At 65.8% G+C, this 13,984-nt stretch carries 14 protein-coding genes and 1 riboswitch; of the genes, 3 read left to right on the forward strand and 11 right to left on the reverse strand.

The annotated features are described in order from the left end of the window. Position 1: 1 nt before the first annotated feature. On the reverse strand, positions 2-829 hold the full coding sequence (locus OHB21_RS08190) for a hypothetical protein (protein ID WP_195125022.1): 828 nt from the start codon (positions 827-829) through the stop codon (positions 2-4). Between the two features lie 395 nt (positions 830-1,224). Between OHB21_RS08190 and OHB21_RS08195 the strand changes: the two genes are divergently transcribed. Then, positions 1,225-2,424: a thiolase family protein gene (locus tag OHB21_RS08195; RefSeq protein WP_084537283.1), complete on the forward strand. Its 1,200-nt coding sequence runs from the start codon at positions 1,225-1,227 to the stop codon at positions 2,422-2,424. An 89-nt stretch (positions 2,425-2,513) separates the two neighbouring features. On the opposite strand, the gene OHB21_RS08200 is transcribed toward OHB21_RS08195, so the two are convergent. The 5 genes from OHB21_RS08200 to OHB21_RS08220 all read right to left on the reverse strand — a co-directional run bounded on the left by OHB21_RS08200 (position 2,514) and on the right by OHB21_RS08220 (position 6,121). Beyond that, positions 2,514-2,801 (reverse strand): hypothetical protein, encoded by a 288-nt coding sequence (locus OHB21_RS08200; RefSeq protein ID WP_067502995.1) that lies wholly within the window; start codon positions 2,799-2,801, stop codon positions 2,514-2,516. Positions 2,802-2,993: 192 nt separating this feature from the next. After that, the gene (locus tag OHB21_RS08205) at positions 2,994-3,959 is read right to left on the reverse strand and encodes an alpha/beta fold hydrolase (RefSeq protein ID WP_195125023.1); all 966 of its coding nucleotides are present in this window, start codon (positions 3,957-3,959) and stop codon (positions 2,994-2,996) included. 460 nt (positions 3,960-4,419) lie between these two features. Beyond that, positions 4,420-4,815: an RNA-binding S4 domain-containing protein gene (locus tag OHB21_RS08210; protein WP_067503000.1), complete on the reverse strand. Its 396-nt coding sequence runs from the start codon at positions 4,813-4,815 to the stop codon at positions 4,420-4,422. A 9-nt stretch (positions 4,816-4,824) separates the two neighbouring features. Continuing rightward, positions 4,825-5,400, reverse strand: a complete 576-nt coding sequence (locus OHB21_RS08215) for a C40 family peptidase (protein ID WP_195125197.1) — start codon at positions 5,398-5,400, stop codon at positions 4,825-4,827. 78 nt (positions 5,401-5,478) lie between these two features. Continuing rightward, positions 5,479-5,648: riboswitch (cyclic di-AMP (ydaO/yuaA leader) on the reverse strand. 197 nt (positions 5,649-5,845) lie between these two features. Further along, positions 5,846-6,121 carry a hypothetical protein gene (locus OHB21_RS08220; RefSeq protein ID WP_067503002.1) on the reverse strand — a complete coding sequence of 92 codons (276 nt, stop codon included), beginning with the start codon at positions 6,119-6,121 and terminating at the stop codon, positions 5,846-5,848. A gap of 137 nt (positions 6,122-6,258) precedes the next feature. Between OHB21_RS08220 and OHB21_RS08225 the strand changes: the two genes are divergently transcribed. Both OHB21_RS08225 and OHB21_RS08230 read left to right on the forward strand, forming a co-directional pair. Then, the gene (locus OHB21_RS08225; protein WP_067503003.1) at positions 6,259-7,440 is read left to right on the forward strand and encodes an ATP-binding protein; all 1,182 of its coding nucleotides are present in this window, start codon (positions 6,259-6,261) and stop codon (positions 7,438-7,440) included. Positions 7,441-7,571: 131 nt separating this feature from the next. Next, positions 7,572-9,521, forward strand: coding sequence for an acyl-CoA dehydrogenase family protein (locus OHB21_RS08230; RefSeq protein ID WP_195125024.1), 1,950 nt, complete (start codon positions 7,572-7,574; stop codon positions 9,519-9,521). Between the two features lie 277 nt (positions 9,522-9,798). On the opposite strand, the gene OHB21_RS08235 is transcribed toward OHB21_RS08230, so the two are convergent. The 5 genes from OHB21_RS08235 to OHB21_RS08255 all read right to left on the reverse strand — a co-directional run bounded on the left by OHB21_RS08235 (position 9,799) and on the right by OHB21_RS08255 (position 13,619). Beyond that, the gene (locus OHB21_RS08235) at positions 9,799-10,227 is read right to left on the reverse strand and encodes a hypothetical protein (protein ID WP_195125025.1); all 429 of its coding nucleotides are present in this window, start codon (positions 10,225-10,227) and stop codon (positions 9,799-9,801) included. Positions 10,228-10,461: 234 nt separating this feature from the next. Beyond that, positions 10,462-11,232 carry a hypothetical protein gene (locus OHB21_RS08240; RefSeq protein WP_195125026.1) on the reverse strand — a complete coding sequence of 257 codons (771 nt, stop codon included), beginning with the start codon at positions 11,230-11,232 and terminating at the stop codon, positions 10,462-10,464. Then, on the reverse strand, positions 11,229-11,549 hold the full coding sequence (locus OHB21_RS08245; RefSeq protein ID WP_195125027.1) for a type VII secretion target: 321 nt from the start codon (positions 11,547-11,549) through the stop codon (positions 11,229-11,231). The genes OHB21_RS08240 and OHB21_RS08245 overlap by 4 nt, the downstream gene beginning before the upstream one ends. Further along, complete coding sequence (locus tag OHB21_RS08250) at positions 11,546-12,223, reverse strand: hypothetical protein (protein WP_195125028.1); 678 nt, start codon at positions 12,221-12,223, stop codon at positions 11,546-11,548. Before OHB21_RS08250 ends, OHB21_RS08245 begins: the two co-directional genes overlap by 4 nt. Positions 12,224-12,470: 247 nt before the next feature. Then, a complete protein-coding gene (locus tag OHB21_RS08255) occupies positions 12,471-13,619 on the reverse strand; it encodes a cation:proton antiporter (protein WP_195142221.1) in 1,149 nt (382 codons plus the stop codon). Positions 13,620-13,984 lie beyond the last annotated feature (365 nt).

Below are 13,984 nucleotides of genomic sequence, written 5' to 3' on the forward strand. Positions count from 1 at the left end.
ATCAGTTGACGAACCGCAGGTCCGAGATGGTGTCGCTGGCCACCAACATCACGTAGAAGTCGGTGAGCATGAGGGTGCCCAGCGTCACCCAGGCCAGCTGCATGTGCCGGGTGTTGAGCTTGGACACCTGGGTCCAGAACCAGTACCGGACCGGGTGCGCGGAGAAGTGCTTGAGCCTGCCGCCCGCGATGTGCCTGCACGAATGGCACGACAGCGTGTAGGCCCACAGCAGCGTGACGTTGCCCAGCAGGATCAGATTGCCCAGCCCGATGCCGAACCCGTCGGCGGTGTTGAACGCGGCCAGCGCGTCGTAGGTGTTGATCACGGAGATGAGCGCGGCCGCGTAGAAGAAGTAGCGGTGCGCGTTCTGGATGATCAGCGGCAGCCGGGTCTCGCCGGTGTACTTCGCGTGCGGTTCGGCGACCGCGCAGGCCGGCGGGGAGAACCACACCGCGCGGTAGTAGGCCTTGCGGTAGTAGTAGCAGGTCAGGCGGAAGCCGAGCAGCAGCGGCAGCACCACGAAGCCGAGCGGAATCCACATCGGCAGTTCGCCGAACGGCTGCCCGAAATGGCTGGAGCCCGGAACGCAGGACGCGCTCAGGCACGGGGAGTAGAAGGGGGTGAGGTAGTGGTAGTCCGGGACCCAATACGCCGTTCGCGCAAACGATCTGACGGTCGCGTACACCACGAAGGTGCCCAGGCCGAGCACCGTGAGCAGCGGCGGTAACCACCAGCGGTCGGTGCGCAGTGTGCGGTCGGAGATCCTGGCCCTGGTCTTGCTGAAAACGCCGGTGCCCGTGGCGGGTGTGGCGGTCGGTGCGGCACTCACAGGAGGACGCCTCGCTTGGTTCGCTTCGGCGGACGGCATCGATACCGTTCGCGATCCGGTGTGATGCTGGCCACCATACGGCACCGTAGCTATGGCGCGAGCGGGGTCCCGCCAATTCCGGACACCTGCTCAGACTATGATTTGCGCCACACTCGCCTCGCGCGCGCGTTCCCGCCGCGCCCTCGCGTAAACGCCCCCGCCGGGCGAACTGCGGAGATACAGAACGACATTCGCGATCGATCTCCGGAGGCCGCGAAATGGGGTGCGCATAACTCCCCCGGGGCGTCACACGCAGGCAACAATCCTGTGTTCCCCTTTCCTCAGAGATTCACCCGCTGACGTGCGCGTTTGCGCCGTCGCGCGCCCGGACTCGGCCGGGGGAAGGAGCCACCGAGATGAGACGTGCCGCGATCGTCGCGCCAGTCCGAACCCCGAGTGGGGTCGAGGGCGGCGCGCTGTCGGGAATGTCGCCGCACTGGCTGGCCGCGACGGTGCTCGACGCCGTCATCGCACGGTCCGGCATCGACCCGTGGCGGATCGAGGACGTCGCGATGGCCTGTGCCGACGGCGGACTGACCGCCGCGCCGGACCTGAGCAGGCTCGCCGCGCGCGGGGCCGGACTGCCGTTCGCGGTGCCGGGTTTCCTCACCGACCGCAGTGGCGGCAGCGGACTGCAAGCCGTCATCACCGCCGCGATGATGGTGCAGACCGGCGCCGTCGACGTGGTGGTCGCCGGCGGTGTCGAGGCCGCCGCCGAACCGCTGCGACCCAGGCCGGGCGATGTAGCCAACGCCGAGGAACTGGCCAGGTATTACGGCATCCGGCGCGCGGAGGCCGACGAGTTCGCCGTCGCCAGTCACCGCAAGGCCGCGCGGGCGTGGCGGCAGGGCACCTTCGGCGCCGAGGTCATCCCGGTCGGCGTGCTCGCCGACGAGATGCCCGACGAGGACACCGGCGGCCACCGCATCCTGCGCGACGAGGGCGTGCGCGACGACGTCACCGCCCGCACGCTGGCCACCCTGCGTCCGCTGATCTCCGACGGCGTCGTGACCGCGGGCAATATGAGCGCCCACCGGCACGGCGCCTCGGCCTGCCTGGTGGTGGCTGAGGACCGGCTCGACGAGTTCGGCCTCACCCCGCTGGCCTATCTGGTGGGCTGGGCGGCAGCGGGCTGCGACGCGGGCGCGGTCACCCTGGGCGCGGCGCCCGCGGTCTCGAAACTGCTCGGGCGCACCGGTTTCGGTCTCGACGACATCGATCTGCTCGAGGTCGACGAAGGGTTTGCCGTGGAGGTGCTGGCGCTGGCCAGGGAGTGGGACCTCGACCCGGGTGAGCGGCTCAACGTGAACGGCTCGTCCATCGCGCTCGGCCACCCCGTCGGCGCGACCGGACTGCGGATCATGACCACGATGCTGCACGAACTGGGCCGCTCCGGCGGGCGCTTCGGGCTCGAGGCGATCGCGCTGGGCCGCGATCACGGCATCGCCGCGCTGTTCGAATCGGCGGGGCTGGAGCCGGAGGTGGAAGTCCCCAGGGGCGCGCGCTTCCACGGCGCGCGCAAATCGCGCCGGGCCGGGCGGCACCGCGCCGCCTGAGGTCGATTCGTGCGCCGCGCCGGATGCGGTGCGCTCGGCGCCGTGGCGGTGCTCGCCCTGCGACGGACGAGCACCGCGCCGGGGCGGGTCTACTTGGTGCGCGGGCGGGAGTGGAACCCCAGGCCTTCGTCCTGGGCCCCCATCCACGCGGCTTCGTCGGATTTACTGTCCGGGACGTAGATCTTGTCCTGCCTGCCGCGCACCACTTCGGGTGGCGGTGCGCTCTCGAACTCCTCGGTGTCGATCAGGAGCCGTTCCAGATCGTTCTCCAGGCGGCGCACCACGCCCGCGTCGCCGTAGTGGGACCGCAGTGCGCCGATGGACTGCCGGAGCTGGTTGACCGCGTAGCGGAGCTGCTCGATATCGCTGCGTGTCATCGTGACCTCCTGGGTTCCTCGGTGGACTCTGCGACCCCGGCTACGCGGATCGCGGCACCGGAATCCGTCCGGGACCGCAAGCCACCGAGTCGTGTGACCCACCACACAACGTGATCTACAACACAGTACAGAAAGTTATGGGTTTCGGCTCGTCGGCGAGCGGATTCTCAGGTTTGCCCTGCGATTGCGCGATCAGCCAGCGGCGGCGTAGTCGGGCCCGGTGTCGGTCATGGCGGCTACGGCGCGATTCACCAGCGCGACGATCGAGGACGCCACCTCCTCCGCCCGTTCCAGGATGACGCTGTGACCCGCGCCCTCCACCCGCACCAGCTCCGAACCGGTGAGTTGCGAGGCCAGCACCACCGAATGCGCGAACGGCACCACGATGTCGGCCGACCCGGCGAGCACCAGCGCCGGGATGCCGCCGAGGCGGTGCAGCGAGGCCGTCTCGTCGAAGGTGATGAGCGAGCCGAGGAAGCCCGCCATGGTCGGCAGCGGTGTCTCGTTCAGCATGGCGGTGGCCAGCGCGACCACGCGCGGGTTGATCTTGCGCTCCCCGAACATCGCCTCGCGCAGGATCGGTTCGAAGAGGCGGCGCGAGAACCGCTTCGACGCCTGCATCACCCGCGGCGCGCGCAACACCGCGACCCGCAGCGAGTTCACCGCGTACCGGTGCAGGAACCGGCCCAGGCCCACGTCGGTGAGGCCGTTGGCCGCGCCCGCGATCAGGCCGAGGCCCACCACGCGGGCGCCGATGGACTCGGGGAACATACGGGCGTAGGCCAGTAGCACCATCGCGCCCATGGAGTGCCCCACGAGCACGACCGGCCCGGCGGGCGCCATGGTGCGCAGCACGGTGTCGAGATCGCGGCCGAGCTGGTCGATGGTGTAGGTGGCCGGGTCGGCCGCGCCGGATTCGCCGTGGCCGCGGTGGTCGTAGAACACCATCCTGGTGTCGTGTCCCCACTGCCGCAGCAGCTGGTCGCGCAGGTCCGACCACGATTCGACGCGTAGGCAGTGTCCGTGCACGAACACGACGGTCAGTGGTGCGTCGTCGGCGCCGAAGGTGCGGACCGAGATCGGGACGCCGTCGTCGGCCGACACGGTGACGCGATGGCCGTCGAAATCGGCGGCGCGGCGGGCGATCGTCGTCGACATGAGCCCTCCTGGCGGGGACACCGGGTGCGGAGTACTTGTCTCCGCGTGTCGATATCCATTTCCGCGCCGTTAGCGGCCCATACCGGGCGTTATCCACATGTTGTCCAACCGAGTCCGGCGAGGTGCCGGTGGGGGGGTCGCCCCGAGGTCTGGGTATGTCTACTTATATCTAGTAAATTTCATACACATACTAATATTTCACTGACCGGGTGTGGATGGCTGAGTATCGTCGATTCTGTAAAAGCTGCTAGACGCCGCTAGATTCGGCAACCAATGCGCCTCGTTGGGGCGCTGCGAGTATCTATACCTGTATATGAGAAATCAAATACTGATGTATATCTTCGAACGGCGATCCGGTGCCTCAGGTGTAGGTCGGTCGAACGCGGCCGCAGGCGGACTGTTCCACCAGGCGGTGCGGTAGGCGGAGGAGGCGTCACCAGCCGCGAGCCGGGTCACGCGATCAGTCGACAGTGCGCCCCAGCAGTCGATCCGTTTCGCGCCGTTCACGTTTCGTGGGCCGTCCGCTGCCTCGGTCTCGGCGGGGCATGGCGGCCAGGAGTTCGCGCGGGGGCGGCTGCGGGCTGCGGTCGATGAGGCATTGGGCGGCGATGGGGGCGCCGACGCGTTTGGTGACGATACGCTCGACGATCACGATGCGCTCGACACCGCCCACCCGGATGCGGATCTCGTCGCCGGGACGGACCGGCTGCGCGGGTTTGGCGGTACTGCCGTTGACGCGGACGTGGCCACCGCGACACGCTTCCGCGGCGGCGGAGCGGGTCTTGAACAGCCGAACCGACCAAGTCCAGGAATCGACCCTGGCTTGGCCGGGGGTGGCGGAACCTGCGGGTGGCACCCGTCCAGATTAGGCCGCGATGCGGCGGGCGGTCACCACCATGTCGGGGCGCAGCGGGGTGTAGGACACCGGCTGACCCGACTGGACCGCGTTGAGCAGCTTGCCGTCGCCGGCGTACAGGCCGACGTGGCCGCCGCCGTTGGTGACGACGATATCGCCGGGCCGCAGGTCACTGAACGCGACGGGGGCGCCGACGTGGGACTGCTCGAAGCTGGTGCGGGGCAGCTCGATTCCGGCCTGCTTGTAGGCCCACTTCACGAGACCGGAGCAGTCGAAGCTCGACGGGCCCGCGGCGCCCCAGGAGTACATGGCGCCGACCTTGGTCTTGGCGGCGTCCAGGGCGATCTCGGCCGGACCCTGCTGCACCATCGGGTTCTCGAACTGGATGCTGGGCAGCTGCGGCGCGGCCAGCGGAGCCTGCGGCGAGTTCAGCGCCTGCTGAAGCTGTTCGTTGAGCTGCTGCACGGGCTGCTCGAACTCCTGCGGCACGGGGACGTCGAAATCACCGACACCGGGGATGCTGAGCGTGGCGGCCATCGCGGGTACCGCGGGCATCGCGCCCGTCGTCGCGGCCACCGCACCCATGACGAGTGCACCCTTCACGGAATTCGGCAGTCGCGATTCCCGCTGCAAGCTGTGTTTACCCACCGAGCTGAGTCTCCGATCTTCCTGCTCTCCCGCCGACCGGGTTAGCTGACGGGTTCGGGCCGGGAAGATCGGCCCTACCACGAAGACACGGGGCCTTCGCGGATTCACCCCAGACGAACCTGTGGGTCCCCGGCACGACAGCCGAGATCCGTTGGCCCCGACAGCCGTTTAGGCGGTGACTCCATGGCGCCGCTTCTCCGCCGAAACGACATCCTCCACGAAGTCACGAGAAGATTACGACGCCGGAGCGGTGTTGTCCAGCGCACAGACCAGGGATTTCGGGGGCTTGTGAAAACTCACTGGACAAGCAGGGCGAATACCGGCGACACGCGAGTGTCACGGCCGGGTCTCGGCGCCGCGGGCGCGTCACGAACCGGGCACGTCAAGATCGCTCGCGCAGCGCCCGCTCGAGCTCGGCGATGCGGCGGTTCGCGTCGGCCAGCCCCACCTCGAGCTTGCCGAGCGCCATCACCAGCGGGCCCACCGCGAGGTCGGCCACCAGCTGGGGATCGTCGAAGCCCTGTTCGATGGCGGCGAGGATATTGGCCCGGATCAGCTTGGCCTGCACGGCCCGCTCCGGAACGGTCCAGGACTCGACGACTTCGGCGACACCGCCGGGCACGTCCGGCTCCTCCGGTTCCATGAACTCCTCCGACATGACCCTCCGCTCCGCCGCCCCCGGACGCCCTCAGCGTAGAGATTTCCCTCCGGAAGACAAGGCCCGACTACACATGTCTACGACATCGTCTAGACAAAGCAAGATTCTTCTACCGGAACGCGCTACGGTTTCGGGGCATGGACCCCGTGCGCAACCCGTATGCACCCGGAGCGGGCCAGCGCCCGCCCGAACTCGCCGGGCGCGACAAACAACTCACCGCCTTCGACATCGTGCTGGAGCGGATCGCGCGGGGCAGGCCGGAGCGCAGCGTGATGCTGACGGGCCTGCGCGGCGTCGGAAAGACCGTGCTGCTCAACCAACTTCGCTCGGCGGCGGTCTCGCGCGGCTGGGGGACCGGCAAGATCGAGGCGCGCCCCGACCAGGATCTGCGCCGCCCGCTGTCCTCCGCGCTGCACATGGCCACCCGCGCGATCGCGATGGCGCACCGCAATCCCGAGCGCGTGGACGACTTCCTCGGCATCCTCAAGGCTTTCGCGTTGCGCGCGACCGCCGACAAGGGCATGCGCGAGCGCTGGCAACCGGGCATCGACGTGCCCGCGGTCTCGGGCCGCGCCGATTCCGGCGATATCGAGATCGACCTGGTGGAGTTGCTGAAGGAGGCGGCCGCCCTGGCCGGCGACATCGGAGTGGGCATGGCGATCTTCATCGATGAGATGCAGGATCTGGGGCCCGCCGACGTCTCGGCCATCTGCGGGGCGTGCCACGAGCTGAGCCAGGACGCCGCGCCGCTGATCGTGGTCGGCGCGGGCCTGCCGCACCTGCCCGCGGTGCTCTCGGCCTCGAAGAGCTATTCGGAGCGCCTTTTCAGCTATCACCGCATCGACCGGCTGGATCGGGAGTCGGCCGATCAGGCGCTGATCGCGCCCGCCGAGCGCGAAGGAGTGAAATTCACCGAAGACGCGCTCGACGTGCTCTACCAGAAGGCAGACGGTTACCCCTATTTCGTGCAGGCCTACGGGAAAGCCGCGTGGGATCAGGCGCCGGAAACACCGATCTCCGCCGAAGACGTCGAGGTGGCCTCACCCACCGCCGAGGAGGAGCTGGCGGTGGGATTCTTCGGATCTCGTTACGAGCGGGCAACTCCCGCCGAGCGGGAGTATATGCGCGCCATGGCCGACCTCGCGGGCGATGACGGCCCGGTCGCCACCGCCGCCGTGGCGGCTGAGCTCGGGCGTAAGCCCGCCTCGCTCTCGCCCGCGCGCGACGGGTTGATCAAGAAGGGGCTGATCTATTCGGCCGAGCGCGGCACCATCGGGTTCACGGTCCCGCATTTCGGGCGCTATCTGCGCAGCGTGTGATTGCTCGATATTCTCCTGTCTATCAAGATCATTAGAAATCGATAGAAATCCCTCAGCCGAACTCCTACCGGCGGGTAACCATCTTTCCTACACTCGAATGTGATGCCGATCACCTCCGAGGAGGACCTGCTATGGCGACCACAGCGAAAGTCGACGCCACCGAAGAACAGTCCAGGGCACTGGTCGAGGAGTCCCGCGAAACCACCTGGGCCAAGCCGTCGTTCGCCAAAGAGATGTTCCTCGGACGCTTCCGGCTCGACCTCATCCACCCCTATCCGACGCCCGGACCCGAGGACGCCGCGCGCACCGAGGCCTTCCTCGCCAGGCTGCGCCCGTTCTGCGAGAGCATCGACGGCGGCGTGATCGAGGAGCAGGGGCGCATTCCCGACGAGTACGTCAAGGGCCTGGCCGAACTCGGCTGCTTCGGCTTGAAGATCCCCGAATCCCATGGGGGGCAGGGACTCTCCCAGTTCGGCTACAACCGCGCGCTGATGCTCGTCGGTTCGGCGCACCCCAGCTTGGGCGTGCTGCTCTCGGCGCACCAGTCCATCGGCGTGCCCGAACCGTTGAAGCTGGCGGGCACCGCCGAACAGAAGGCGGAGTTCCTGCCGCGCTGCGCGGCGGGCGCGGTGAGCGCGTTCCTGCTCACCGAACCCGATGTCGGTTCCGATCCGGCGCGGATGGCCAGCACCGCCACCCCGACCGAGGACGGCGAGGCGTACCTGCTCAACGGCGTGAAACTGTGGACGACCAACGGCGTGGTGGCCGAACTGCTGGTCGTGATGGCGCGGGTGCCCAAGAGCGAGGGCCATCGGGGCGGCATCTCCGCGTTCGTGGTGGAGGCCGATTCGCCGGGCATCACCGTGGAGCGGCGCAACGCGTTCATGGGACTGCGCGGCATCGAGAACGGCGTGACCCGGCTGCACGACGTGCGGGTGCCCAAACGCAACCTCATCGGCCGCGAAGGCGACGGCCTCAAGATCGCGCTGACCACGCTGAACGCGGGGCGCCTCGCGATCCCGGCGATGTGCACGGCGGCCGCGAAATGGTCGCTGAAGATCGCCAGGGAATGGTGCGCGGCGCGCGTGCAGTGGGGCAGGCCGGTCGGCGAGCACGCCGCGGTGGGCGAGAAGATCTCCTTCATCGCCGCCACCACCTACGCGCTGGAAGCGGCGCTGGATCTCTCGGCGGCCATGTGCGACGAGGACCGCAACGACATCCGCATCGAGGCCGCGCTGGCCAAACTGTGGGCCAGCGAGATGAGCTGCGAGATCGCCGACGAGCTGGTGCAGATCCGCGGTGGGCGCGGCTACGAGACCGCCGCCTCGCTCGCGGCGCGCGGGGAACGCGCGGTCGCCGCCGAACAACTGCTGCGCGATCTGCGGATCAACCGCATCTTCGAGGGGTCGAGCGAGATCATGCGGCTGCTGATCGCGCGCGAGATGGCCGACGCGCACATGGCGGCGGCGGGTGCACTGGTGGACCGCAAGGCGGAGTTGAAGGACAAGGCCAAGGCCGCCGTGGGCGCGACGGGTTTCTACGCCAAGTGGTTCCCGCAACTGGCCGTCGGGGCGGGCACGGTGACCGGCTCCTACAGCGAATTCGGCACGCTGGCACGGCATCTGCGGTTCGTCGAGCGCACGTCGCGCAAGCAGGCCCGCTCGCTCATGTACGGCATGGCGCGGTGGCAGGCCGGGTTGGAGTACCGGCAGAACTTCCTGGGCCGCATCGTCGACATCGGCGCGGAGCTGTTCGCCATGTCGGCCTCCTGCGTGCGCGCGAAGGCGCTGCTGGAAGCCGGTGCGCCGGAAGGGCACGCGGCGGCCGAGCTGGCGGACACGTTCTGCCGGCAGTCCCGCATCCGGGTGCGGCAGTTGTTCGACGCGCTGTGGGAGAACACCGACGACGAGGACCGCACCGTCACCCGCAACGTTCTCGACGGGCGCTACACCTGGCTGGAGGACGGCGTCTTCGACCCCAGCGAGGGCACCGGGCCGTGGATCGCCGAATGGCAGATCGGGCCGTCCACCGAGGAGAACCTGCTGCGGCCGTTCCTCCCCTCGACGCGGACGCACGCCTGAACGGATCGGGGCGAGTCCAACACGAATAAGGCGAGAGATGCGCTCGATCTCACTCCGGCTTCCACCGTTCTGAATCAGGCGAATAAATGTACCCGGCGCCGCACCCGCTTCCGAGCACGCCGCTGTCATTGTTCGGGCAGTTGCGAGGGTTGATATTCTGCGCCTGCAGAACAATCTATGAGCCGGTCATCATCCAAAGTCAACCGTCGGTTGGAGTGTGTTGCTGGCCATTCGTGAAGACGCGAGCACGGGGTGTCATGCACAATATCTGTTGAAATCAGGGTTGTTCATAAATTTCCCAAAGGAGTAGCCCGTCACTCTGGGACACCGAATTGTCCCACGGGTTGACTTGGAAATTCTCGTCGACCAGATAGGATCTGTATTTTATCTCTGGACTGCCGAGTCCGGTCACATAGATTGTCCCGACGTGCTTCCCTACCTGACTGTCTTTTACCGAACGCGCAACAAAGGACGCGGCCGAACGGAGGTCATCTACTGTATTAGCGTCTGGAACACAAAGGTCAGCGAGCACGATTTTCATCCCACTTTTGTCCGGACCCACGCTGAAGCGTAAATCGAAAAGCTCGGCCCCGGCGGGGAGTTCGAGTTCAGTGGATACGGCAGCGAGCTCGGGCTCCTCGATAACCCGCGCCGGCAGACAAGGTGACGTCTTCAAGAGAACGCTCGAAGCAGCGGCGGACGTCACGGATACAGCGGCGGATGGGGTCGATGTCGTTGTAGTATCACCGCAGCCAACGATTGTTGCGCTGCTTATGGATGCAACGACAGCGATTAGACCGCGGCAATGGCGGCGCCTCAATTCAGGAGAACATGATCGCGGGGACGATGGAATTAGTGAATGATACAATCGCCGCACAGTTACAGACCAGCCGCCATAGTAGTACCCTCTTTCAGTCGTCGTCACAGTTCCATAGCGGGGTCACGAGGTTGCCAGTTCCCACAGTTTGGGGTCGTTGAAATCCTTGCCCAGGGCCTGGGGCCACCTATTGTTCGGCATGCCGAACGGATTGTTTCTCAGATTTTTTAGCTTGTTTGCTGATATGCCTTGCTCTTGCAAGTTTCCTACGTACGTTGTGAATATGCTCGTCATCGAATTTATGGTATTGGCTGCCAGGGAACCGATTGCCCCCAGCGCCTCCAGCACACCGAATACCGTCGAGACGTCGACGATAACCTCCGTAATACTTGCGTAGAATCCAGCAATCGCCTTGACAATCTCGGTATACAAGAGATGACCTGCCCTGGCAAGTGATATCAATTCATCGTGAACGTTGTTGCACAGCTCGACCGTTGTTGACATTGCCTTCATTTGAGCGGCGACGGAAGTGCTGTACCGTTCTTTGGCCAAGCCTGACCAGTGGCCTTCCATGCTGACATTGGGGTCCTCCAGAGTGGCGTGTGCTCCCCGAACAGTGGCGGCAACGGCTTGCCAGTCTGCTGCGTATCTGACAAATAAATATGGTGCGGCGATGCCTTGAGATATCTCTTTGAACTTGTTGATGATCTCCTTGAATGTCTCCTGTATGTCATCCCTTTTGGACGTAGCTTTGAGATATAGCACCGGACTCTTCAGCCGGAGAGAATCCATCTCATCGTTCAATTTGTCGGGTAGTTCTTCCCATTCCTTCTGCGCCTTTTCGAAGTCGCCGATGGATCTATTCAAATCCTCGACTTGCAGCGAATCTGTCATATGTTGAAGTCCACTTCCAGGCGCTTCAGGTCATCTTCATTTTGTTCGTCTTGCCCGCGATAAGTTGCCGCAACAATGCGCAATCCGGACGCCATCTCCGATGATTCTGCGCCACCTTCCCGAAGGCGTTCCTGTAAATAAGAAGCAGTCTGTATGTATTCTTCCCAGGGTATCTGGTAAATCCCGAACTGCTCTTGGGAGAGTTTAAGTGGATCGATCTGACCAGCGGCCTTGTATAACGCTTGATACACCGTCTGCGACCATGCTGTGGAGGCTCTATCTAGGAGCTCCAGTTCGACTGACAGGTTATCGGTCATGGGGTCTCGCTATCCACCAATCTGTGAATATGTTCGGCAAGCCTCTTGTAGACTTCCGCTTCAGGCTCTCGGTCGAGGTATGGATCGGTCCTCAGGACCGGTTTCATTGCGCGAATCTGGTTTGCACACTCGACGATGTCGTGGCATATTGTAAACGAATCTCTGGCCTGTGCCCACTGCGGATCTATGCTTATTGCTGTGATCCGTCTCCCATTTGCGGAAACCGTCACGGTTGGTTGATCTTCTTCGTCCAGCCCAGGTCCGTGTGCTACGTAGTTGAAAGGTCCCAGCATTCGAGCTTGGATCTCTCGATACTCATCTGTGTGGCGCGTCCTGAGAAGCGCTGGCGCTATCTGGTAAATGGTTGGCACGCGATGCTGCGTTTCGCCGCCTGACTCGAAGGTTCGTATCGCGCGTTCGTGCAAGGCGAATATGTATGCACTCATTATCGAGTCAGAGTATTCATGGGCGCTGAACTGTGCCTGCCAATTGCGACTCGCTTTGATGGCGTCAGGCAAGTTGTCCGTGCCTAACTCGACATCAATGTATGAGGATTTCGGTGGCAGCGTGTAAAATGCCTCGGTGGGATTGGCGCTGCCACCTTGGAAGGAACCGATGATCTGGCGATCGTTGCCGAAAGGCATGGTGATGGAACTACCTTCCTTATAGTTCATGGCGCAGTATGTCAGATCACTGACGATGGATTCTATTGCATCGCGGATTCGAATGCATATGACACCCCCTTGTGCGCGCTGACCGCACTGTTTACGACAGTTCCCCTAAAATATAATGTCCGCAGGTAGCAAGCTACAGCATTGCGTGTGGGGCCGCAATAGATCGAGGCTATGGTGTCTTGGCGCAGTAGCCAGGTGGACGGTATGGAAGTCTGCATCCGTGGCGTGCCACCACGCCCGGAATCAGCTACTGAAGGGCTCCTTGGCTAGGGTCCGCGGTGCGGGCGAGGTGGGAGGCCGCCAGGGCGGAGGCGGCTACCGTGATGAGGGCGCCGAGCATGAGGGCCGAGGATTCGCCGGGGAGCAGGACGTGGAGTTGGGCGCCCACGGTGACGGCGGCGACGGGGACGCCGATCTGGGCCGCCGCGAGGGCGGCGTAGCCGACGGGTTGGCCGAGCAGGCGCAGGGCGATGTGGGCGAGGATCGCTGCCGCGCCGAGGGCGACGCCCAGCAGGATCAGGCGGGGGTGCTCGCCGAATTCGCGCAGGTTCAGGCGGGCGCCGAGCCAGACGAAGAACAGCGGGGCGAGGAAGCCGTCGCTGATGGCGAAGAGCTGGCGCGCGACCCGGCGCGGCTCCCCGACCGCCGCCACCGCGAGCCCGGCGGCGAAGCCCGCCAACATGATCGACACGTGCGTCTGGGTGGCGACCGCGCACAGCGCGAACAGCAGCGCCAGGCTGACGCGGAGTTCGAACGCGAACAGCCGGTCCTCCGAGATCCGGTGCACCCGCTTGCGCACACCCGACCGTTCCACCGCGCGCAGCGCCAGGAACAGCCCCACCGCGCACGCCGCCACCGCGATAGCGCCGAGCGCCGCCCGTCCCGCGTTGCCGGGATCGATCACCAAGGGCAGCGCCACCACGGCGGCGGTGTCGGCGATCGCGACCTGCGCCGTCAGCGCCAGCACCGGTTTCCCTGTCAAGCCGGCCGAGTCGATGATCGGCAGCACCAGCGCCGCCGACGAGGATGCGATCAGCACCGCGTAGATCGCCCCGTGCCCGGTCTCGAACCACGCCGCGATTCCGAAACCCAGTGCGCCCGCGAGAATTCCGACCACCACCGCCCGCAGCGCCCCCACGCCCAGCGCCGTGCGCACCAGCGGATCGCGCACCGGCACATGCGTGCCCGCCACGAACATCACCAGCGCGAACCCCAGATCCGCGAGAAACGTGAAGACCGGATCGCTCGCGTCCAGCACCCCGAAACCCGTCGCCCCGAACACCGCTCCCGCCGCCAACTCCCCGAGGATTACCGGCACATGCCAGCTCCGCCGCAGCGCGAGCAGCGGCCCGCACAACCCGAGCACCACCGCCAGCGCGAGCATCGAGAACGTCATGGCGCGGCCGATCGTCTGACCATCCCCCCATCATCGGACGGACGGGCCGCGATCGACGAACGACCCGCCCGGCCGGGGCTACGCCGGTACCGACCGCTTCGCGCGCGGCGTCGCACCGCACGGTCGCTCGTGCGAGCCGATTGTCGAACCTGCCTGTGCGCGGTCGGGATCGCGCGGCAGGGTTACCGCGCGGCGCGAGAGTATCCCGGTGGACAGCCCCACGGGCGGGTCGCGTAGACCGCTCGGTGCGTGCGCCCGGGGTCAATCGTCTCCTCGGCCCAGGTCGCGCCCAGCCCGCACTCGCAACATCGAAGCGCGGAGTGGACTCGGCGCGGTCGGGCGGGTGCGGCGGTGCGCGGAGTACT

It is taken from the genome of Nocardia puris (assembly GCF_036051655.1).
GTDB lineage: Bacteria > Actinomycetota > Actinomycetes > Mycobacteriales > Mycobacteriaceae > Nocardia > Nocardia puris.

Excerpts from the sequence above, each read along its gene's own strand:
- OHB21_RS08230 (WP_195125024.1), top strand. The coding sequence starts at position 7,572 with ATGGCGACCACAGCGAAAGTCGACGCCACCGAAGAACAGTCCAGGGCA.
- OHB21_RS08225 (WP_067503003.1), top strand. The coding sequence starts at position 6,259 with ATGGACCCCGTGCGCAACCCGTATGCACCCGGAGCGGGCCAGCGCCCG.
- OHB21_RS08250 (WP_195125028.1), bottom strand. The coding sequence starts at position 12,223 with ATGAACTATAAGGAAGGTAGTTCCATCACCATGCCTTTCGGCAACGAT.
- OHB21_RS08220 (WP_067503002.1), bottom strand. The coding sequence starts at position 6,121 with ATGTCGGAGGAGTTCATGGAACCGGAGGAGCCGGACGTGCCCGGCGGT.
- OHB21_RS08200 (WP_067502995.1), bottom strand. The coding sequence starts at position 2,801 with ATGACACGCAGCGATATCGAGCAGCTCCGCTACGCGGTCAACCAGCTC.
- OHB21_RS08245 (WP_195125027.1), bottom strand. The coding sequence starts at position 11,549 with ATGACCGATAACCTGTCAGTCGAACTGGAGCTCCTAGATAGAGCCTCC.
- OHB21_RS08240 (WP_195125026.1), bottom strand. The coding sequence starts at position 11,232 with ATGACAGATTCGCTGCAAGTCGAGGATTTGAATAGATCCATCGGCGAC.
- OHB21_RS08195 (WP_084537283.1), top strand. The coding sequence starts at position 1,225 with ATGAGACGTGCCGCGATCGTCGCGCCAGTCCGAACCCCGAGTGGGGTC.
- OHB21_RS08215 (WP_195125197.1), bottom strand. The coding sequence starts at position 5,400 with ATGGGTGCGGTGGCCGCGACGACGGGCGCGATGCCCGCGGTACCCGCG.
- OHB21_RS08205 (WP_195125023.1), bottom strand. The coding sequence starts at position 3,959 with ATGTCGACGACGATCGCCCGCCGCGCCGCCGATTTCGACGGCCATCGC.
- OHB21_RS08255 (WP_195142221.1), bottom strand. The coding sequence starts at position 13,619 with ATGACGTTCTCGATGCTCGCGCTGGCGGTGGTGCTCGGGTTGTGCGGG.